The 18,790-nt window shown below is 70.3% G+C and carries 22 protein-coding genes; 14 read left to right on the top strand and 8 right to left on the bottom strand.

From position 1 onward, the window contains the following. Positions 1 to 3 precede the first annotated feature (3 nt). Entirely contained in the window at positions 4 to 498 is a 495-nt protein-coding gene (locus tag ABZZ04_RS24755) for an NUDIX domain-containing protein (protein WP_356934390.1), read from the bottom strand. 62 nt (positions 499 to 560) lie between these two features. Next, a complete protein-coding gene (locus ABZZ04_RS24750; RefSeq protein WP_356934389.1) occupies positions 561 to 1,652 on the bottom strand; it encodes an NAD(P)-dependent oxidoreductase in 1,092 nt (363 codons plus the stop codon). 194 nt (positions 1,653 to 1,846) lie between these two features. On the opposite strand from ABZZ04_RS24750, the gene ABZZ04_RS24745 reads away from it, so the two are divergent. Together ABZZ04_RS24745 and ABZZ04_RS24740 are read left to right on the top strand one after the other, a co-directional pair. Further along, entirely contained in the window at positions 1,847 to 3,505 is a 1,659-nt protein-coding gene (locus ABZZ04_RS24745) for a hypothetical protein (RefSeq protein WP_356934388.1), read from the top strand. Between the two features lie 84 nt (positions 3,506 to 3,589). After that, the gene (locus ABZZ04_RS24740) at positions 3,590 to 3,916 is read left to right on the top strand and encodes a hypothetical protein (protein WP_356934387.1); all 327 of its coding nucleotides are present in this window, start codon (positions 3,590 to 3,592) and stop codon (positions 3,914 to 3,916) included. A gap of 113 nt (positions 3,917 to 4,029) precedes the next feature. Here the strand turns inward: ABZZ04_RS24740 and ABZZ04_RS24735 are convergent, their stop codons facing one another. After that, a complete protein-coding gene (locus tag ABZZ04_RS24735) occupies positions 4,030 to 5,184 on the bottom strand; it encodes an oxygenase MpaB family protein (RefSeq protein WP_356934386.1) in 1,155 nt (384 codons plus the stop codon). 653 nt (positions 5,185 to 5,837) lie between these two features. On the opposite strand from ABZZ04_RS24735, the gene ABZZ04_RS24730 reads away from it, so the two are divergent. The 10 genes from ABZZ04_RS24730 to ABZZ04_RS24685 all read left to right on the top strand — a co-directional run bounded on the left by ABZZ04_RS24730 (position 5,838) and on the right by ABZZ04_RS24685 (position 11,874). Continuing rightward, on the top strand, positions 5,838 to 6,671 hold the full coding sequence (locus tag ABZZ04_RS24730; RefSeq protein WP_356934385.1) for a class II glutamine amidotransferase: 834 nt from the start codon (positions 5,838 to 5,840) through the stop codon (positions 6,669 to 6,671). Between the two features lie 33 nt (positions 6,672 to 6,704). Then, the gene (locus ABZZ04_RS24725; protein ID WP_356934384.1) at positions 6,705 to 7,832 is read left to right on the top strand and encodes a glutamate--cysteine ligase; all 1,128 of its coding nucleotides are present in this window, start codon (positions 6,705 to 6,707) and stop codon (positions 7,830 to 7,832) included. A gap of 147 nt (positions 7,833 to 7,979) precedes the next feature. After that, entirely contained in the window at positions 7,980 to 8,363 is a 384-nt protein-coding gene (locus ABZZ04_RS24720) for a gas vesicle protein (protein WP_356934383.1), read from the top strand. 80 nt (positions 8,364 to 8,443) lie between these two features. Then, complete coding sequence (locus ABZZ04_RS24715; RefSeq protein ID WP_356934382.1) at positions 8,444 to 8,899, top strand: gas vesicle structural protein GvpA; 456 nt, start codon at positions 8,444 to 8,446, stop codon at positions 8,897 to 8,899. A gap of 3 nt (positions 8,900 to 8,902) precedes the next feature. Beyond that, positions 8,903 to 9,616, top strand: coding sequence for a GvpL/GvpF family gas vesicle protein (locus tag ABZZ04_RS24710; RefSeq protein ID WP_356934381.1), 714 nt, complete (start codon positions 8,903 to 8,905; stop codon positions 9,614 to 9,616). Positions 9,617 to 9,644: 28 nt separating this feature from the next. After that, positions 9,645 to 9,896 carry a gas vesicle protein GvpG gene (locus ABZZ04_RS24705; protein WP_356934380.1) on the top strand — a complete coding sequence of 84 codons (252 nt, stop codon included), beginning with the start codon at positions 9,645 to 9,647 and terminating at the stop codon, positions 9,894 to 9,896. Between the two features lie 84 nt (positions 9,897 to 9,980). Further along, on the top strand, positions 9,981 to 10,406 hold the full coding sequence (locus ABZZ04_RS24700; RefSeq protein WP_356934379.1) for a gas vesicle protein: 426 nt from the start codon (positions 9,981 to 9,983) through the stop codon (positions 10,404 to 10,406). After that, positions 10,403 to 11,209 carry a GvpL/GvpF family gas vesicle protein gene (locus tag ABZZ04_RS24695; protein WP_356934378.1) on the top strand — a complete coding sequence of 269 codons (807 nt, stop codon included), beginning with the start codon at positions 10,403 to 10,405 and terminating at the stop codon, positions 11,207 to 11,209. Before ABZZ04_RS24700 ends, ABZZ04_RS24695 begins: the two co-directional genes overlap by 4 nt. 5 nt (positions 11,210 to 11,214) lie before the next feature. Next, positions 11,215 to 11,451, top strand: coding sequence for a gas vesicle protein (locus ABZZ04_RS24690; protein WP_356934455.1), 237 nt, complete (start codon positions 11,215 to 11,217; stop codon positions 11,449 to 11,451). Between the two features lie 9 nt (positions 11,452 to 11,460). Continuing rightward, positions 11,461 to 11,874, top strand: a complete 414-nt coding sequence (locus ABZZ04_RS24685; protein WP_356934377.1) for a gas vesicle protein K — start codon at positions 11,461 to 11,463, stop codon at positions 11,872 to 11,874. A 149-nt stretch (positions 11,875 to 12,023) separates the two neighbouring features. On the opposite strand, the gene ABZZ04_RS24680 is transcribed toward ABZZ04_RS24685, so the two are convergent. From ABZZ04_RS24680 to ABZZ04_RS24670, 3 genes are all read right to left on the bottom strand, one after another. Then, the gene (locus ABZZ04_RS24680) at positions 12,024 to 12,968 is read right to left on the bottom strand and encodes an SRPBCC family protein (RefSeq protein WP_356934376.1); all 945 of its coding nucleotides are present in this window, start codon (positions 12,966 to 12,968) and stop codon (positions 12,024 to 12,026) included. A 6-nt stretch (positions 12,969 to 12,974) separates the two neighbouring features. Beyond that, complete coding sequence (locus ABZZ04_RS24675) at positions 12,975 to 13,628, bottom strand: histone protein (protein ID WP_356934375.1); 654 nt, start codon at positions 13,626 to 13,628, stop codon at positions 12,975 to 12,977. Positions 13,629 to 13,916: 288 nt separating this feature from the next. Next, a complete protein-coding gene (locus ABZZ04_RS24670; protein ID WP_356934374.1) occupies positions 13,917 to 14,045 on the bottom strand; it encodes a hypothetical protein in 129 nt (42 codons plus the stop codon). Between the two features lie 287 nt (positions 14,046 to 14,332). On the opposite strand from ABZZ04_RS24670, the gene ABZZ04_RS24665 reads away from it, so the two are divergent. After that, positions 14,333 to 14,659, top strand: a complete 327-nt coding sequence (locus ABZZ04_RS24665) for a plasmid stabilization protein (protein ID WP_356934373.1) — start codon at positions 14,333 to 14,335, stop codon at positions 14,657 to 14,659. A gap of 139 nt (positions 14,660 to 14,798) precedes the next feature. Here ABZZ04_RS24665 and ABZZ04_RS24660 read toward each other — a convergent pair whose 3' ends face one another. Together ABZZ04_RS24660 and ABZZ04_RS24655 are read right to left on the bottom strand one after the other, a co-directional pair. Beyond that, positions 14,799 to 15,983, bottom strand: coding sequence for an alcohol dehydrogenase catalytic domain-containing protein (locus ABZZ04_RS24660; RefSeq protein ID WP_356934372.1), 1,185 nt, complete (start codon positions 15,981 to 15,983; stop codon positions 14,799 to 14,801). Positions 15,984 to 16,234: 251 nt separating this feature from the next. Then, a complete protein-coding gene (locus ABZZ04_RS24655; protein ID WP_356934371.1) occupies positions 16,235 to 17,182 on the bottom strand; it encodes a methionyl-tRNA formyltransferase in 948 nt (315 codons plus the stop codon). 247 nt (positions 17,183 to 17,429) lie between these two features. Between ABZZ04_RS24655 and ABZZ04_RS24650 the strand changes: the two genes are divergently transcribed. Continuing rightward, positions 17,430 to 18,779, top strand: coding sequence for a lysine N(6)-hydroxylase/L-ornithine N(5)-oxygenase family protein (locus ABZZ04_RS24650; protein WP_356934370.1), 1,350 nt, complete (start codon positions 17,430 to 17,432; stop codon positions 18,777 to 18,779). Positions 18,780 to 18,790: the final 11 nt, after the last annotated feature.

Genomic DNA, 18,790 nt, shown 5'->3' with positions numbered 1-18,790 from the left:
CGTTCACCTTGCCTGGAACCTTCCTTCCGAGAGGAACCTCTCGTACATGGACAGCACCACGGCCGTCGGCGGGTGCAGCGGCCGGGGCGCGGCGTCCAGCGGCCGGAACAGGGCCCGGCGCACCTCGTCGGCACCGGGCGACAGCGCCCCGGACCAGCGCCGGGCGACGAAGCAGAGCGCGAAGCAGTGCGTCACGTCCCCGTTCGGGTACGTCAGGGTGTGCACCCGGGGATCGGAGAGCGTCCCGAACGCCACCAGGTCGTCCCGCTCCACCCGCAGGCCGGTCTCCTCGGCGACCTCGCGGACGGCGGCGTCGGCGAAGTCGCCGTCCTCCTCGCAGGCACCGGCCGGCAGCTCCCAGACCCCGTTGTCCGCGCGCTGCTGGAACAGCCCGCGGCCCTCGGCGTCGATCAGGAGCACCTGAGCGCCGGGCACCAGCAGCTTCCGGGAGCCGACCTGCCGGCGCAACGACCAGATGTAGGAACCGGTGTGACTCATCGTGCACTCATCGCCTTCGTCGCCGTCCGTGCGCCCCCGGGGGCCCGTCGGTGCGCAGCGTGTCACGTCCCTTCCGGTCGTCCGTACTCCTCCGCCAGCCAGCGTGGCGTGGCGTCCGGCGTCGCCAGCAGCCACCGCACGTACCGGTCCACGCCCTCCCGGACCTCGATGCCGGCCCGCCAGCGCAGGAGTTCGCGGGAGCGCTCGACACAGGCGTAGCCGCCGAGCGGGTCCCCCTCGGGGCGCGGGGTGACGATCCGCCGCGAGCCGGGGAAGTACGGGGCGATCAGATCGGCCACCTCGCGGACCGAGGTGGGCCGGCCCGTGCCGACGTTCACGGTCCGCCCGGCCATCTGCTCCTCGATCAGGGCGAGCGCGGTGGCCGCGGCGACGTCGTCCACATGGATGAGGTCGCGGACCTGGTCACCGCCGCCGTTGAGTCGCATGGGCCGGCCGAGGCGGGCCTGGAGCGAGAGCCAGGGCACCATCCAGGAGTGGCTGCCCGGTTTGGGGATCTGCGGCTCGCCGTACACGGAGAAGTAGCGCACCACCGCGTACTCGGTGCCGCTGGAGGCACCGAGCATCAGCCGCGTCTGGTGCTCCGCCCACAGCTTGGAGTTGGCGTACACGGACACCGGGAAGAGCGGCTGGTCCTCGTGGAAGACCTGCGGACCCTCGGTGTCGGACGCGCCGTCGCCGTACACGGAGGCGGAGGAGACCAGCACGAGCCGGCGCACCGGGAACCGGGCGGCCTGCTCCAGGACGACCTGGGTGCCCTCCACATTGGCGCGGAAGGCGATGTCGGGGCGCCGGGTGCAGGCGGCGACGTCCGCGAAGGCGGCCGCGTGGACCACGAAGTCGGCGTCGCGCAGCAGCCCGCCGACGGTCTCGGCGTCGCGGACGTCGCCGACGACCAGCCGGGCGCCGCTGCGGGCCACGCCGAAGGTCTCGTGGCCGGACCCGGGATAGGCGTCCATGCGGTCCAGGACGGTGACGACGGCTCCGGCACTCCGCAGCAGAGCGACCAGCCGGCTGCCGACGAGACCGCCGCCGCCGGTCACGACGACACGGGCGTCGCGGAGCTTTTCGAGCCGGGAACGAACGGTCTCCTCGGTGCCCACGACGGCAGCGGTCGAGTGGGGTAACCCGGGCATGGAAGCCTCTTTTCGGCGTGTCGGGAGAGGTGCACGCGCTTCACGGGACCGGCGTGCCAGGCAAGCATCCATGGGCCGTACCCGGCCTGCCAGAGGGCGATTTCGGCACTCTTGCGGCCCGTCGGAGGGGCCCGTACTGTCCGGATCCGGCTTGCGCCCGGCCCGCCGGGCGAATACGGAGAGAGGGAGGACGCATGACGCGTCAACGGCTCAGCGCGGTGGTCATGACCCATCCCAGACGCCGTGCGGCAGCCGAGGAAATGGCCCTGAACGCGCCGTCCGGCCTGTTGCGGGTGGTCATGGATCCCGACCCCACGGGCACCCCGTCGGTACTGCGCACCGCACTCGCCGCATGGTCGGAGATCGAGGACGGGGCCACACATCAACTGGTGGTCCAGGACGACATGGTGTTGTCCGAATCCTTCTACGACCGGGTCCGGTGCGCGATCGAGGAGTTTCCCGACGCGGCACTGGCCCTGTTCGCCCTCTGGGACTCCCGCAACGGGGCGGCCGTGCGGTTCGGGGCGATGGCCGGCGCCCGCTGGGTCGACGCCGTCAACGAGTACTTCCCGTGCGTGGCGATCGTGCTGCCGCGCCGGGTCGCCGAGGGCTTCGTCACGTACGGCAGGCAACGCCTCGGCGGTTGGCCCGACGACATTCTGATGCACCGTTACTTACGTGACAACAGTGTTCCGCGCCATGTCGCCGTGCCCAACCTCGTCGAGCACGACGACCGCGGCTCCATCTCCGGCAACGCCTTCCGCGGCCCGCGCCGTTCGGTCTGCTTCCTGCCGGAGGACCGGCCGGGGGAGGAGGGCCGGCTCCTCACCGGACCGACGGTGCTGCCGTTCTTCAAGCACGGCGTCGCACAGTGCGCGGTACGGGTCCCGGGCCCCGGCCCGCAACGCTGGCTGCACCTCGACGCGGAGCAGTACCTCCGGGGCGCCGGGCTCCCCGCCGCGCTGCTGCGCCCGCCCGGCACCGGCGCGACCGGGGCGGACGCACGGGGAACCTGGCTGACGGCCCTGGCCATGGGATTCGAGGCGGGCCGCACCGGACTCGCCGTACCGCCCACGGCATCGGAGGCGTATGCGGAGGCGGTCGCGACGATCGGCCCCGGCGGCATCAGCAACGCCGGTACGGAGGAGCTGATCGCACGACGCCGCGAGCCCCTGGCCGAGGTGGCGCACCGGGCGCTGCGGGCCGGACGCGAAGCCGCCGCCGAACACCGCACGCACCGCCCGCGACGACCGGACGGTCCTGTCTGGCACGGGGCGGCGACCCCCCTCGGGGAACACCTCGTACGCAGGCTGGCCGACCGGTCGGGGCTCCCCGCCGCCGTGATCGACCTGACCCGGCTCCACCGCGCCGAACCGGAGGTGACGGTCCGTCCGCACGGCGACCCCGTCCCGTACGTGCTGGGCGTGGGGGAGGTCTACGGTCCGGGCTGCTCGCGCCACACCCTCATCGGCCGGATGGTGTGGGACGCGCTGCGCAGCCGCCCCGTGACGGTCGTGGGCGACCCGGACGCCCCGGTGCATCCCGTGTACGTCAACGACCTCGCCGACGCGATCGAGACGGTCCTGCGCGACCGGCCGGAGAACCACGACCTCGTGGTCGCGGCCGAGAAGCCGTGCACGACGGCCGAGCTGGCCCGCGCCGTGCACGAGGCCGTGCGGCCCGTGCCGGTGCGCACGGCACCGGACGGCGACCCGGGCCGGCACACCCCGGCCGACATCGCACGGCCGCCCGGCTGGACACCCGCGACGGGCCTGGCGCGCGGGCTGCACTCCTTCGCCCAGTGGCTCGCCTACGAGGGGGTCCTGCTCGAATCGGACCGGCTGGCCGACTGACCGGCCGCCGGGCGGTGCGGAGCACGGACCGTCGACGCCCGGTGCTCCGCACAGCCCCGCGGCCGGTGTTGCTAGGGTCCCGGCATGGTGCGTCTGAAGATCGAGATATCCGTTCCGGAGAGCCATGTGGAGAAGGTGATCGACGCCCTCCACGAAGCCGGTGCGGGACAGGTGGGGGAGTACGCCAGGTGCGCCAGCACCTGGCGCGTCACCGGCACCTGGCTGCCGCTGCCCGGTTCGCAGCCCTACGACGGCGAGGTCGGCGCGGTGCAACGGGGCGCGGAGTACCGGGTCGAGTCGGTCTGCCACGAGGACCGGGCCCGCGCCGTCCTGCAGGCGGTGCGCCGGGTCCACCCCTACGAGGAACCGGTCATCAACTTCCTGCCGCTGTACGAACCTCCGGCCGGCTGAGGCCCCGCCGCCGGCGCACCGGCCGTCCGCCGGGGACCGCGACCGGCGGCACCGGGCGCACCTTCCCCTGCCGCCGCGCGCGTGCCTTTTCCGTCAGCCGTCGATCGTCACCGTCAGCGGTCGTCGCCGAGTTCCTGGTGCATCTGGGGCTGGTCGTCCTGGTCGTGCGTCACCGCGTAGTGCTCCATCTCGCGGAACGCGCTCGACGCGACACCGAGGATCTCCTTGTAGGGGTTGACCCCGGTGGCCTTCTCCGCCGCGCCCCCGAAGAGGCCGCCTCCCAGACCGCTGACGACCTCGTGACCGGCGGCCAGGGGTTTGGCGGCGAGGTCGAGGACGCTTTTGGGCAGGCCGGCCATGTCGGCGTACTTGTCGGTGAGCGCGGTGCGGACCATGGCGATGAAGGCGTCGTGGGAGGGGCCGGGCAGGAACTTCCTGTAGTACTCGACGGCCTGCTCGGTCATGAAGACGCCGTCCTCGGACTTCTGCCACTCCTTGTCGCGTTCCTGGTTCCACAGGCGCTCGACCTCGTCCGCGTCCTTGGGCAGGAGCCACTTGTCCGGGGTGCCGAGGTAGTGGCCGACGTAGTGCCAGGCGCAGATGAAACCGTGCGCGTCGTCCTTGGAGACGTCGATGCCGAGGTTGCCCATGGCCTGCAGGATCTGGGTGGAGAAGACGCAGGCGGCGCCGGTCGTGTACTTCTGCGAGACCGGCTCGCCCCACTTGGCGTAGTCCCACTTGCCGCTCTTCTTGTGCAGTTGGCGCACCGAGGCGTGCACCAGGCGCACCTTGGTGACGTTCGCGGCCAGTGTGCCGTCCGTCATGGCGCCCTTCTTGTCCATGTCGATGAACAGACGCGAGGACTGCGACAGACGGCGCCCCGGTCCCTTCACACCGCCCAGACGGCCGGTGGAGCGCAGGGTGAAAGCCCCGGTCGGGGACAGATAGGTGCCGATCAGTCCGACCGTGCCCTGGAGCATGGAGACCTCGCCGCGGTGGCGGTCGAAGAACTTCTCCGCGGCCCTGACGTCCGCCGCGGTCCAGCCGGGCGGCTCGGCCTCGGCCTTCTTCAGGAAATCGGCCAGCCTCGGGGGCAGATGGGAGTGGTCATCGCCGGGCTTGAGCGTGCCGATCGTACGGAACAGGGCGTTGACCCCGTCGACCTCGCGGTTGTCGATCAGGTCCGACACGAGCTCGTCGGCCTCCGGGTCCCCCGCCTTGTTCGCGGCCTCGAGCTCCTGGGCGACGTACTGAGCCGTCAAGGGCATGGCACTTCTCCGTTCCTCGGTCATCGGATGGTCGAACACCCGATTTCCGAAAGGGGCATGAAGATGTTCGGGCGTCTTGCGGGACACGGCGGCAGGGCGCGGCCGGTCTCGTACCGGACGTGATGCGCGCGGGCCCGGGGCCGACGGCGGACAAGCCCGACGGGGGGCGGGTCCGACAACCCGGTCGCCGGACGGGAACCGCTCGGGCAAGATCACCGCGGGCAATCCTTCCCACTGCCCTGTACGGCCACAATTCCCCGTTCGAGTTACGGAGGCGTGCGCAGGGGTTGTGCGCAGGCGCACTGCTTTTGGGGCCGAACAGTCCGGTGGGCCCCGCCGCCGGAGCGGTACCGTTCACCCGCTCCCTTCCCCGCCGATGGCCCCGTACGGGTCGACGTACTCGTCGACGAGGGCCGTGGCGCCGCCTTCGGCGGCCGGGACCGTGTGCGGGCGGGCTCCCGCGGCCCATCGCCCCTCACCGCGCCAGCCTCTCCGGCCCACCCGCGGTGGTGCCACCGGCACCCGGGGCCGCAGCCGCTCTCCCGACCGCTGCCCGGGGACGCGCGAGCGGGGCCCGGCAGCGGTCGGTACCGTGAACAGAGGGGGCGGCAATGCGCCGGAAACGTCCGTGTGCGCGGGGGAAGGGGCCGCTCATGTGCCGCTGGCTCGCCTACTCGGGACAGTCCGTGCTGCTCGGTGACCTGCTGTACAAGCCGGAGCACTCCCTCATCGACCAGAGCCTGCACGCACGCATGGGCGTCGAGACGACCAACGGCGACGGCTTCGGCATCGGCTGGTACGGGCCCCACGCCGAGACGCCCGCGGTGATCCGCGACACCGGCCCGGCCTGGAACAACCGCAACCTCCGCGAGATCGCCGCGCACGTGCGCTCGCCCCTGTTCTTCGCCCATGTGCGGGCCTCGACGGGGACGGCCGTGCAGCAGACCAACTGCCATCCCTTCCGGCACGGCCGCTGGATGTGGATGCACAACGGAGCGATCACCGACTTCTCCAGGCTGCGCCGGGATCTCGCCCTCGCCGTCGACCCCTCGCTCTTCTCCGCGCTCGAAGGCTCCACCGACTCTGAGGTGATGTTCTACCTGGCCGTCACGTTCGGGCTGGACCAGGACGCGCCCGGCGCCGTCGCCCGCATGGCGGGCTTCGTCGAGCGGGTCGGCCGGCGGGCGGGCGTGGAGCATCCGCTCCAGATGACGGTGGCGGTGGCCGACGGGGAGCGGTTGTGGACCTTCCGTTACTCCAGCAGCCGCGCCTCCAGGTCGCTCTTCTACAGCAGCCGGGTGGACAGCGTGCGGGCGCTCCACCCCGACCTGGAAGTCCTCGGGGGCGTGTCCGACGAGACGCGGCTGGTGGTTTCCGAACCATTGGGGGACCTGCCCGGCCTCTGGAACGAGGTGCCGGAGAGCAGCTACGGGGTGGTGCAGCCCGGCACCGACGAATTCCTTCCCTTCGAACCGGTGGCCGCCTGAGGGCAGGACCTGCGGCGGGGGTGATTCCGGTGGATGCTTGGAGAAGGCATCTGCGAGCGGAGGTACGGTGTCGTGCGGACCGTGGGTGTCGAGGAGGAACTCCTTCTCGTGGACGCGGAGAAGGGCGAGCCCCAGGCCCTGTCGACGGCGGTGCTGGCCAGGGCGGACTGCCGGGCCCGGGGAGATTCCGCCTTCGAATCCGAACTCCACCGCCAGCAGCTGGAGTTCGCCACGACGCCGCAGGCCTCGATGCACGACTTGACGGAGGAGATCCTCCGCTGTCGTGCGGAGGCCGCCGAACACGCCGCGGACTCGGGCGCGGCCGTGGTCGCGCTGGCCACGTCGCCGCTGCCCGTCAGCCCGTCGATCGGCCGGGGCGAGCGGTACCAGTGGCTGGAACGGAGATTCGGCCTGACCGCGCAGGAGCAGCTGACCTGCGGATGCCATGTCCATGTGGCCGTGGCCTCGGACGACGAAGGCATCGGCGTACTGGACCGGGCGCGGCCGTGGCTGTCCGTCCTGCTGGCCCTGAGCGCCAACTCACCTTTCTGGCAGGGCCGCGACAGCTCGTACAGCAGTTACCGGAGCAGGGTCTGGGACCGCTGGCCGTCGGCCGGCCCGGTGGAGACGTTCGGGACCGCCGAGCGCTACCACGCGCACGTGCGGGAACTGCTCGACACCGGGGTGCTGCGCGACAAGGGGATGGTCTACTTCGACGCACGGTTGTCGCACCACTACCCCACGGTCGAGATCAGGGTGGCCGACGTCTGCCTCGATCCGGCGGACACGGCCCTGCTCGCCTCTCTGGTCCGTGGTCTGGTGGAGACGGCGGCCCGCCAGTGGCGGGCCGGTGAACCCCCGGCCCGGTTCGGTGCCGGGCTCCTGCGGATGGCCGCCTGGCAGGCCGGCCGGTGGGGGCTGGAGGACGGCCTGCTCCACCCCCGCACCATGCGACCCCGACCCGCCCCGGAAGTGGTGGACGCCCTGTTGGAGCACGTTCGCGAGGCCCTGGACGCCCACGGGGACCTGGACCGGGTCGAAGAAGCGCTGAGATCCCTCCTGGCGCGGGGGACGGGCGCCCGGACCCAGCGCGAGCTGTTGCGCCGTACGGGCAGCCTGCGAACCACCGTCCACGAGTGCGTCGGCATCACCCGCGGGTGAGCGGGCACCACCCGGCGAGATATGTCCGGGCCCCGATTCCGCCTGCGAGCGAGACTCCGGCAAAAGGCCTATACCATGAAATAGTGCCTCGCGTTGCGACGCGGGCACCACAGGGCAACATGTCGTCTCCGCTTTCGGAGAGTAAGCATGGTCGCAGCCGAAGAAGACGAGACCGGACGTCCTCGGCGCCCCTCCGGCAAGAAGACGGGCAGGAAGGCCGGCGACGGATCCGACGAGGACCGAAAGGGCGGAACCGGACAGGCCGCCCACGGCGTTTCCGCACCACAGGCCATGCGACGCGCGGCCGAGCAGCTGCGGGGACTGCTGGGCCGGGCCCCGGAATCGGTATCGGCGGTCAGACCGACCGACGACGGCTGGCAGGCGGACATAGAAGTCCTGGAACTGGAACGCGTTCCCAGCACCACGAGCATCATGGCGAGCTACCGGGTGCTGTTGGACGAGGAAGGCGAGCTGGTGGCGTACGAACGCACTCGCCGTTACACGCGGGGACAGATTGACCGCAGCGGCTGAACACCGGATGCCGCCGGCACGTGAAGGAAGGACGAGACGGCCGTCCCGGACCGGGGCGAGCCACTGAAGGGAGGCACCCCATGACTGTGGTGCCGCAAGGCGGAGGACCCGTCGCCACGGGGGGAGGAGGCTCCGCCAACCTCTACGACATCCTCGATCTGATCCTCGACCGCGGCCTCGTCATCGATGTCTTCGTACGGGTCTCCCTGGTGGGCATCGAGATCCTCAAGATCGACGCCCGCGTCGTCGTGGCCAGTGTGGACACCTACCTGCGCTTCGCGGAGGCGTGCAACCGCCTGGACCTGGAATCGGGGCGCAAGGCGCCCTCCCAGCTGACCGACCTGGTCGGAGAAGTGACCGAGGGCGGTTCCCACGGCAAGGCGAAGGGCGCCCTGAGCGGAGCGGCCGAAGTCCTGAGCGACGCCCTCAAGGGGAGTGGGAGTGAGGACGACGAGGACGAGGAGGAGGCCGAGGAGGTCGAGGAGCGACGGGAGCGGCCGCGACGCCGGCCCGCCGCCCGGCGCCGGAAGGAGTGAGCCATGGCCGTGTACGTCTACGCCATCGTCGCCAGGACGCATCCACAACGGCTGAACGGCCTGGTAGGAGTGGGGGATCCGCCCACGACGCTCCGCACCGTGCACGAAGCGGAGCTGTCCGCGGTCGTCAGCGACGCCCCGGAGGGGCTGCGGCCCAAACGTCGTGACCTCGCCGCCCACCAGGCGGTCCAGGAACACCTGATGGCCGAGGGCACGGTTCTCCCGCTGCAGTTCGGCTTCACCACGACGGACGACGACGCGGTGCGAGCGGTGCTGGAGCAACGCACCGAGCAACTCCTCGAACGCCTCCGGGTACTGGAAGGGTGTGTCGAGTACAACCTGAAGGTCGCCCAGGACGAGGACGCGCTGCTGCGGCGGATCCTCCAGGAGTCCGAGGAGGCGCGCAGGCTCAACGAAGAGATCAGGAGCGGCCTCGGCGGTCCGCAACTACCCCTCGCACTGGGTGAGTTGGTGGCCGGGGAAGTGCGGGAAAGACAGAACCGGACGGCCGAAGCGATCGTGGAGGCGCTGGGCGGCTTTGCGCGGGAGCACAACGTGGCGCAGCCGACGGGCGACGACTTCCTCAATGTGTCCTTCCTGGTGGCCCGGGACGACGAGAAGCCCTTCCTCGCCGCCGAGCGGGGCCTCGTGGAGGAACTCGGCCCCGACCACGAGCTGCGACTGCGCGGTCCGCTGGCCGCCTACAGCTTCGTCTAGCCGCCCACAGCTTCGTCCAGGAGATGCGATGGGACTGCTCACCCAGCTCGTCACCCTTCCGCTGGCGCCCGTGCGCGGAGCGGCATGGGTGATCGAGCGCGTCGTCGACGCGGCGGAGAACGAGTACTACGACCCCGGTCCGGTCGAGCGGGAACTCGCCGGCCTCGAACGACAGCTCCTGTCGGGAGAGATCGATGAGGAAACCTTCGACCGGCGTGAGGACGAACTGCTGGACCGGCTGGACGAGATCAGGGCCCGTATCCGGGGGAGCACCGGCTGATCGCGGCCCCCACGGCCCGGAGGGAACGCGGACCGGCACGTTCGCCGACGTGCCGGAGAACCAGGGAATCGAGGTGCGGCGACCGTGAGCGAACCCGTCGCCAGGAGGCTGGGAGACCTGCCGTCCCGGACCGGCCCCTATGCCCAGCAGTCTTCGGCCAACCTCGCCGACATACTGGAACGGGTCCTGGACAAGGGTATCGTCATCGCGGGCGACATACGCATCAACCTCCTGGACATCGAACTGCTCACCATCAAGCTGCGCCTGTTGGTCGCCTCGGTGGACAAGGCCAAGGAGATGGGCATCGACTGGTGGGAGCACGACCCGTCGTTGTCCTCACGTGCCCATGACGGGTACCGCTCGCTCACCGAGGAGAACCGGCGCCTGCGCGCCGAGGTCGAGGCGCTGCGCCGGGACACGGGGGCGCTGACGGACGGGCGCGCGGAGCCCGCCGACGTGCCTTCCCGCGACGAACGGCCCGACCCGGCCGACGAACGGGACGAGCCATGACCGCCGTCGTCAGCTACGCGTACGCGGTCGCGCGGGACACCCCGGCACTGGAAGAAGCGCTGACGGGTCTCTCCGGGGTGTCCGGGGCACCGGTCCACCTGGTGCGTTCGGAATCCTGCGACGGCCTGGCGGCCGCCGTGAGCCCGGTCTCCGGAAGCGAATTCGGGGAGGACGCCCTGCGCTCGCACCTGGAGGACCTGGACTGGCTGGAAGCCACCGCCCGCGCCCACCACCGGGTGGTCGAGGCGCTCGCGGAACGGACGACCGTCCTGCCGCTCCGGCTGGTGACGGTGTACCTGGACGACGAGCGCGTGCGGTCCGTGCTGGAGGGCCGGCGCGACGCGTTCGACTCCCGGCTCGACGAACTGGCCTCCCACGCCGAGTGGGGCGTCAAGGTCTTCGTCGACGAACCCACGGACCAGCCCCCCGCCACCCGGTCGCCCGCCGGGGAACCGAGCCCCGGACGGGCCTATCTGAACCGCCGCAGGACCCAGCGGGCCGCCCGCGAGAAAATCTACCGCCACGCCGGAGAAGCAGCCGAACGCATCGAGTCCGCTGCCCGGCCCTACGCGGTCGGCCGCGTCAGGCACCGCCCGCAGCAGGGCGGCATCGCGCCCCGGACGGGGGAGAACGTCGCCAACGACGCCTACCTGGTCCCGTTGCGGCACACCGAGGAATTCCGGACCGGTGTCGCATGCGCGGCGGACGGACTCACGGGCGTGCACATCGAGATCACGGGCCCGTGGGCCCCGTACTCGTTCGCCGCCCCCGATGGCCCGGAGGACCGGGAGGAGACGCCGTGAGGTCCGTGGGCGGTCCGTCGGACCCTGCGGGTCGGGAACCGTTTCCCGAGGAACCGCTTCCCGACAGGCAGGTGGCTCTCATCGACCTGCTGGACCGGCTGCTCGGCGGAGGCGCCGTCCTCACCGGGGACATCGTGCTGTCGATCGCCGACATCGACCTCGTACGCATATCCCTGCGGACCCTGATGGTTTCCATCAGCGAGCAGAACCCCGCACCGTGGAACACCCGACCGCACCCGTAGGAGACGACGATGACCGGCGAGGAGCACCGGCCCCCCAGCCGCCTCGGCGAGATCACCGAAGCCGCCGACCGCGCACTCCGGTCCCTGCCCGCCCCGGGGGAGGGCACACCGAACGGCCTCCGGCCACCGGCCCGCAGGGTGATCGCGGACCCCGACACGGTGGAACGCGACCTCATCAAACTCGTCCTCACCCTCGTCGAGTTGCTGCGGCAGCTCATGGAGCGACAGGCCCTGCGAAGGGTCGAGGCGGGGGACCTCACGGAGGAACAGGAGGAACGGCTGGGGATGACACTGATGATCCTGTACGACCGCATGAACGAACTCTGCGCCCGGTACGACCTCTCGATGAGCGACCTCAACCTGGACCTCGGCCCGCTCGGCACCCTGTTGCCTCCCCCGAATGAGCCCCCGGGCCCCGGATGAGCCCCAGGAACGATTCTCCGAGGGCATGGACCCGGACTTCCGCCGATGGGTGAAGCGACCGCCCACCGGCGCCGCCGTGCCACTCCGGTGGTTGCGGGGGCAGCGGAGTCATGCGGGGGAGCCGGGGGCGTCCGGGCCGGACCGGCGCCTCATTCCTCCTTTTCCTCGGCTTCCTCGGAGTCGTCCTCCTCCCATTCCTCATCCGCCTCCGGCCCCTCATCCGGTTCGTCCTCCCCGCCCTCTTCGCCTTCCTCCTCGTCCTCCTCGTCCGTTTCCCCGGATTCCTCATCCTCGACAGCCTCTTCGTGGGTCCGTACGACCTCGCCGTCCCGGATCTCGCCCCGCCAGCCCTCGGGCGCCTTGTCGGTGAGGCTGACGTAGCGCTGGAAGTGCTTGAGGTCCAGCCGCAGCCGTCGGCCCTGTGCGCGCCAGAGGTTTCCCGTCTTCTCGAACAGCCCGGACGCGTAGTACTCCACGACCAGCACGATGCGGGTCAGACCGGGGGCCAGCTCGTGGAAACTCACGACGCCCCGCGTCGAGCCCTTGCTCCCCTCGGAATTCCAGACGATGCGTTCGTCGGGCACCTGTTCCCGGACGGTCGCCTTCCAGCCCCGGGTCGAGGGGCCCACCTTGACCTTCCAGTCACTTGTCGTCTCGTCGGACGCCGAGACGCTGCGCACGCCCTTGGTGAACTCGCTGAACCTTTCGTACTGCGTCCAGTGGTCGTAGGCCGTGCGCAGGGGAACACCCACGTCGATCACTTCAACCATGTTGGTGACCTTCCGGTCGCCCGGCCCGTTTCCCCCACCGTCGCCGGAGGAGCCCTTCACCTTGTCCAGGAGCTTGTCCTTGACGCCCTTCACCGTGCCGGACAGAACCGCCTTGACGGGGGAATCACCGCCGAGGAGGCCCGCTCCCACCCGGGAGAGCGATCCGCCGTTGGCCGCGACGTCGGTCAACTGGTCCGTCACGTCGAACAGCTTGTCGCTCGCCCGCTCCGCCAGGTCTCCGACCCGGGCCGTCAGGTAGTCCGTCAGCTCGTCACGGAGCCGGTCCAGCCCCGACTCCGCGGTCTCCTGCTGCCGTTGTGTCATGACTGGTCACCTTCGGTGCTCGGTGCGGGACGATGCCTTCTTCCCGGTGGAAGCCGCCTTCTTCCGCGGTGCGGTCCTCCCGGTGGTTTTCCCCTTCGCCGGGGGCTTCCCGGAAGGTGCTGTCTTCTTGGCCGCTCCCCGTTTGCGTTCGCTCGACTTCCCGGCACCCCCGCCTCCCGCGCGACCGGAGGGGGACTTCTTCGGGGCAGGGCTCCTGCTCCGTCCCGAGGAACCGCGCGAACTGCGGCTGCGCGACTTCTTCTTGTCCTCCTCGGGTTCCTCGTCCTCTTCTTCCTCCTCCTCGTCCTCCTCCGACGCGTATTCCTCCTCGTCCTTCTCGTCGCCGGTGCTCTCCAGCCGGAGGGTCCGTTCCCGGACGGAATCGGCGAGCGCGGAGAGACGGCGGTCGGCGGCCGCGGAGACGGCCTCGCGGCCGGCCGTCATCAGTTCCCCGCGCAGCTGGTCGCCCAGATCCGCGACCTGCGGAATCTCCGCGAGCTTTTTCGCGCCCTGGGTCACGAGACTCCGTGGGTCGACCCCGAGTCGGCGGCCGACCAGGTAGGACGCTGCGGTGAGGGCGAGGCGCCCTTTCTTGGTGCGCCCCAGGACATAGCCGCCCGCCACCGCTGCGGCGAGCAACAGTTTGTTTCCTTCGGTCATGGGTGATTCACCCTCTCGTGGGCATCGAGCAGGAATCGCACCGCGACGGAACCGGTTTCTCGCCGCGGGCATCGCCGCGCACTTTCCGGAGCCCTGGCCGGCCACCTCGCGCAGTGTGAAACGGACTCGTGGCCCGAAGCGACGAGCGGGCCGGATCCCCCAGGGGCCGGACGGGCCTTGTCAGGCGGTTCTTCCCACCCCGTCGGCTGTCTCCGGTCATGTGACGGAAGGGCGGTCATGGCCGGTGGGTGGGTGGTACCTGCGGCGGGGTGCGGTCGAGGACACCACTCATCCTCTTCGCCCCGCCCCGGCCCGCCCGATCCCGCCCTCGGCCTCCTTGCGCCGGTCGCCCGCCGACTTGCCTGCGGCTTCTTTCGTCTTGCCCTTGATCCTGCCCTTACCGCTTCGGTGAGTCATGACGAATCCTCCGATGGGGGATTTCGCTCTCCCTATCAAAATTAGTTCCTTCCAGGGGCATCGGCGCGGTGTGGTGGGGGCGGCGATGCCAGGGACCGCAGGGAGGGCCGGACACGCCGCGGCTCGCTCCCGGCGTTCTGCGACCACGTGATCGGCCCAACGATCGTCCTGACCAGGGCCCGAGTTCCTGTGGCGTGGCACAGGCATCACTCGTGCAATGGGAAGAGGTTTCCCCTCCCGTCGCCGCGGCCCGAATTTCGTGATCGCGGCCAGTCCCAGGAGCTGCCATGCCGGCCGGATCGAACAAAAAGCGTGAGCGTCAGTACGAGCACGTCAAGGAGAGCGCCGAAAAGCGCGGCGCCTCGAAGGAACGGGCGAAAGAGCTCGCCGCACGTGTGGTGAACAAGGAACGCGCGCGGTCGGGTGAGGCCCGCACGTCGAGCAGGACCTCCACCCGCGACCCGAAATCCTCGTCCCGGCGTGGTGGGGAACGCTCTCACAGCGGGGCCCAGGGCCCCACACGCGATCAGCTGTACGAGGAGGCGAAGAAGAAGCACATCGAAGGTCGTTCGTCCATGAACAAGCAACAACTGCGCGAAGCGCTCGGCCGCTGAATCGCTGAACCGTGGAACTCGCGGACCAGGACCAGGACCCGAGGCTGGCCGACGAGCACGGATCGGTCACATGGACCAGTCGGCTGCGGGTACACCGGTGGTTCTTCAACTCCGGGGATCGGCATCGGGCTCGTTGCGGCTACGGTCGCAACAGGGTCTTGACCATGCCGTTCTCCTTGGCCTGGAACATCGCGTATGCCTTCGGGCCGTCCGACAGCGGGAAATGGTGGGTGGCGAAGCCGTCCACGCCCAGCACGTCCGTGTCGTCGAGCAGAGGCAGGATCTCGGGCACCCAGTGCCTGACGTTGGCCTGCCCCATCCGCAGCTGGATCTGCTTGTCGAACAGGGTCAGCATCGGCAGCGGATCCGCCGCGCCCCCGTAGACCCCGGACAGCGAGACGGTGCCGCCGCGCCGCACCACGTCGATCGCGGTGTACAGGGCGGCGAGACGGTCCACACCCATGTGTTCCATGAGCCTGCGGGCGACCAGGTCCGGCAGGAGGCCGGTGGCCCACTGAGCGGTCCTCGCGAGGGGCGCACCGTGGGCCTCCATGCCGACCGCGTCGATGACGGCGTCGGTTCCCCGGCCGTGGGTGAGCTGCCGGATCGCATCGGGCAGGTCCTTGCCGCAACGGTTCACATCGAACACCTGGACCCCGTGTGCGGCGGCCCTGGCGATCCGTTCGGGCACCAGGTCGACTCCGATCACCAGCCCGGCGCCCAGATGACGGGCGACCCTGGTGGCCATGTCGCCGATCGGGCCGAGCCCCAGCACCGTGACGCTTCCGCCGGGAGGGACCGCCGCGTACCGGACGGCCTGCCAGGCCGTCGGCAGCACGTCGGACAGGTAGACGTACCGGTCGTCGGGCGGCCCCTCGGGAACCTTGATCGGCAGTGTGTTCCCGAAGGGAACGCGCAGCAGTTCCGCCTGCCCGCCGGGCACCTGTCCGTACAGCTTGGTGTAGCCGAACAGCGCGGCCCCCGTGCCCTGTTCGTGGACCTGGGTGGTCTCGCACTGCGAGTGCAGACCGCTGTCGCACATGAAGCAGGACCCGCAGGAGACGTTGAAGGGGACCACGACGCGGTCTCCCGCCCGCAACGCCGTGACGTCGCGGCCGACCTCCTCGACCACTCCCATGGGTTCGTGGCCGAGGACGTCACCCGGGTCCAGGTACGGCCCGAGCACTTCGTAGAGGTGCAGATCGGAACCGCATATCCCGGTCGAGGTGATCCGCACGACGACATCGGTGGACTCTTCGATGCGTGGGTCCGGGATGGTCTCCACCCGCACGTCCCGACGCCCCTGCCAGGTGAGTGCACGCATGCTGTCCCTCCTCGCTGCGGTGCCCGGGAGAGGCCGGGTTCTGACGCGACGGCCCCTCGTCCGGCATCGCTCTGCCGTTCCGCTCGGTACGGGCCGACTCATCCAGCGAACCAGTGACCCGGCCGTCTCGCCTCCTGTGGCGGAAACCTCCACGGGCGGCAAGGACCCGGGCGGCACTCCGGCGGCCTCCGGGACCACCGGACGGGTGGGTGGGACGTGGTCGGTCGGCTGCGTCCGCCCGGAGAGGCGTGTCAGGGGCGGCCGGTCAGGTAGCCGCCCATGGAGGTGAAGTACTCCGTCGCGGGCATCTCGCGGCCGTCCTCGGTCCGCACCCGGGTGATGGCCAGTCCGCGGTTGCGGCCGGTGCGGGCGTCGGCCCCGGCGACGATCACCACGCCGTCGCCCTCGCGGTAGAAGATCCGGCCGGGCGTACCGCCGTAGCGGTTCTGGGACACCACCGCGGCGAGGACCTCCAGCCGCCTGCCCCGGTGGTGGGTGAAGGCACTGGGGTACGGCTCGGACTGGGCCCGCACCAGGCGTTCGAGGTCCTCCGCCGGCCAGTTCCAGTCGATGCGGATGTCCTCGGCGGACCGCTTGTGGAAGAAGCTCGCCAGGGAGCGGTCCTGCGGGGTGAAATCGGTCCGGCCGGAGGCGATGAGGTCGAGCGCTCCGATGGTGACCGGGGCGATGAGCTCGACGGTCCGGTGGAAGAGGTCGGTGGCGGTGTCCGTCGGGCCGACCGGGACCGCTTCCCGGCGGACGATGTCACCGGCGTCGAGTTCGTCGTTCATCAGGTGCGCGGTGACGCCCACCTCGGTCTCGCCGTTGATCAGGGCCCAGATCAGCGGCGAGAAGCCGGCGTACTTCGGCAGCAGCGAGTCGTGGATGTTCAGCGTGCCGTGGCGGGGGAGACCGAAGACGTGCGGGGGGATCCACGTCCGCCAGTTGTTGGCCACGATGATGTCCGGATCCGCCTCCTTGAGGCGCTCGAACAGCTCGTCGTCGTCGGGACGGTTGCGGATCAGCACCGGGACGCCGTGCTCCTCGGCGAGGTCGGCGACGGAGTCGCTCCAGATCTTCTCGTACGCGTGCTCGCTCCGGGGATGCGTCACCACCAGCGCCACGTCGTGCTCGGAGTCCAGGAGGGCTCGCAGGGTGCGGTGCCCCCAGGTCTGGTAACCGAACATGACGACTCGCATGGGTTCCTCCTCGGTCAGGGACGGACCGAAGCAAGTAAAGCGAGGCTTACCTTAGTTGGCAACAGGGCAGTTTTGAGCCGAAGTTGATGACGGGTCAGCGGTCGATTGTCCCGTCGGCCCTGTCGACAGCGTCATGCAATTAGCTTAGGCTCACCTAAGTTCAAATGGGCCGCTCCGTCGGCGTGCCCGTCTCCCGCACACCTTCCTCCATGCCGGACAGGCGGCTTTCCCGAGCGATGGGAGTGACATGTCACAGGCTCTTCCCGACGACGCACCACCGGTCCACGACCTCATCGGCATCGGTTTCGGCCCCTCCAACGTGGCCATGGCGATCGCGCTCGGCGAGCACAACGCACGCGTCGGCGGGCGGGAGCCGGTCACCGCCCACTTCTTCGAACGGCAGCCGGGGTTCGGCTGGCACCGCGGCATGCTGATCGAGGACGCCACCATGCAGGTGTCCTTCCTCAAGGACCTGGTGACGCTGCGGAACCCGGCCAGCGAGTTCAGCTTCCTCTGCTACCTGCGGAGCAAGGGCCGGCTGATCGACTTCATCAACCACAAGAACCTCTTCCCGCTGCGGGTGGAGTTCCACGACTACTTCGAGTGGGCCGCGGCCAAGGTCGACGACATGGTCTCCTACGGCCGGGAGGTCGTCGCCGTCACGCCCCTCGTCCACGACGGCGTCGTGGAACACCTGGACGTGACCGTCAGGTCGGAGGAGGGACTCGAGGTCCACCGGGCCCGCAACCTCGTCATCGGCACCGGGCTGCGCCCCTTCGTGCCGGAGGGCGTGGAACGCGGCGACCGCATCTGGCACAACTCCGACCTGCTGCGGAAGATCGACGCGCTGGAGGGCACGTCGCCCTCGCGGTTCATCGTCGTGGGCGCCGGGCAGAGCGCCGCCGAGAACGTCGCCCACCTGCACCGCTGCTTCCCCCGGGCCGAGGTCTGCGCGGTCTTCTCCCGCTACGGGTACAGCCCCGCCGACGACAGCGCCTTCGCCAACCGGATCTTCGACCCGGACGCCGTCGACGACTACTTCGCCGCCCCCGAGAGCGTCAAGAAACAGCTGATGGACTATCACGGGAACACCAACTACTCCGTGGTGGACATCGATCTGATCGACGACCTGTACCGGCGGGTGTACCAGGAGAAGGTCCTCGGCACCGAGCGGCTGCGCTTCCTCAACGTGTCCCGGGTCACCGGCGTCGAGGAACGGCCCGACCACGTCCGCGCCACCGTGAAGTCCCTCGTCACGGGCGAGGAGACGCATCTGGACGCCGATGTCGTGGTGTTCGCCACCGGCTACGGTCCCGCCGACCCCCTCGGCCTCCTCGGCGAGGTCGCCGACCACTGCCTGCGCGACGAGGAGGGGCGGGTCCGGGTCGAGCGCGACTACCGCGTCGCGACGGACCCCGACCTGCGCTGCGGGATCTATCTGCAGGGCGGTACGGAGCACACGCACGGCATCACGACGTCCCTGCTGTCCAACACCGCGATACGGGTCGGCGAGATCCTGGACTCGCTGCTCGACCGGGGCGTCAAGTCCGCCTCCGACGAGGCCCGGCCGGTCGCCGACGGCGCCACCGCCCGCTAGGCCATGGCCCC

Source organism: Streptomyces sp. NPDC006435 (genome assembly GCF_040612315.1).
Lineage (GTDB): Bacteria > Actinomycetota > Actinomycetes > Streptomycetales > Streptomycetaceae > Streptomyces.
This window is presented reverse-complemented; position numbering and strand designations above follow the sequence as displayed.

Coding starts and splice junctions, on each gene's coding strand:
- ABZZ04_RS24755 (WP_356934390.1), bottom strand. CDS start 498: ATGAGTCACACCGGTTCCTACATCTGGTCGTTGCGCCGGCAGGTCGGC.
- ABZZ04_RS24750 (WP_356934389.1), bottom strand. CDS start 1,652: ATGCCCGGGTTACCCCACTCGACCGCTGCCGTCGTGGGCACCGAGGAG.
- ABZZ04_RS24745 (WP_356934388.1), top strand. CDS start 1,847: ATGACGCGTCAACGGCTCAGCGCGGTGGTCATGACCCATCCCAGACGC.
- ABZZ04_RS24740 (WP_356934387.1), top strand. CDS start 3,590: ATGGTGCGTCTGAAGATCGAGATATCCGTTCCGGAGAGCCATGTGGAG.
- ABZZ04_RS24735 (WP_356934386.1), bottom strand. CDS start 5,184: ATGCCCTTGACGGCTCAGTACGTCGCCCAGGAGCTCGAGGCCGCGAAC.
- ABZZ04_RS24730 (WP_356934385.1), top strand. CDS start 5,838: ATGTGCCGCTGGCTCGCCTACTCGGGACAGTCCGTGCTGCTCGGTGAC.
- ABZZ04_RS24725 (WP_356934384.1), top strand. CDS start 6,705: ATGCTTGGAGAAGGCATCTGCGAGCGGAGGTACGGTGTCGTGCGGACC.
- ABZZ04_RS24720 (WP_356934383.1), top strand. CDS start 7,980: ATGGTCGCAGCCGAAGAAGACGAGACCGGACGTCCTCGGCGCCCCTCC.
- ABZZ04_RS24715 (WP_356934382.1), top strand. CDS start 8,444: ATGACTGTGGTGCCGCAAGGCGGAGGACCCGTCGCCACGGGGGGAGGA.
- ABZZ04_RS24710 (WP_356934381.1), top strand. CDS start 8,903: ATGGCCGTGTACGTCTACGCCATCGTCGCCAGGACGCATCCACAACGG.
- ABZZ04_RS24705 (WP_356934380.1), top strand. CDS start 9,645: ATGGGACTGCTCACCCAGCTCGTCACCCTTCCGCTGGCGCCCGTGCGC.
- ABZZ04_RS24695 (WP_356934378.1), top strand. CDS start 10,403: ATGACCGCCGTCGTCAGCTACGCGTACGCGGTCGCGCGGGACACCCCG.
- ABZZ04_RS24685 (WP_356934377.1), top strand. CDS start 11,461: ATGACCGGCGAGGAGCACCGGCCCCCCAGCCGCCTCGGCGAGATCACC.
- ABZZ04_RS24680 (WP_356934376.1), bottom strand. CDS start 12,968: ATGACACAACGGCAGCAGGAGACCGCGGAGTCGGGGCTGGACCGGCTC.
- ABZZ04_RS24675 (WP_356934375.1), bottom strand. CDS start 13,628: ATGACCGAAGGAAACAAACTGTTGCTCGCCGCAGCGGTGGCGGGCGGC.
- ABZZ04_RS24670 (WP_356934374.1), bottom strand. CDS start 14,045: ATGACTCACCGAAGCGGTAAGGGCAGGATCAAGGGCAAGACGAAAGAA.
- ABZZ04_RS24665 (WP_356934373.1), top strand. CDS start 14,333: ATGCCGGCCGGATCGAACAAAAAGCGTGAGCGTCAGTACGAGCACGTC.
- ABZZ04_RS24660 (WP_356934372.1), bottom strand. CDS start 15,983: ATGCGTGCACTCACCTGGCAGGGGCGTCGGGACGTGCGGGTGGAGACC.
- ABZZ04_RS24655 (WP_356934371.1), bottom strand. CDS start 17,182: ATGCGAGTCGTCATGTTCGGTTACCAGACCTGGGGGCACCGCACCCTG.
- ABZZ04_RS24650 (WP_356934370.1), top strand. CDS start 17,430: ATGTCACAGGCTCTTCCCGACGACGCACCACCGGTCCACGACCTCATC.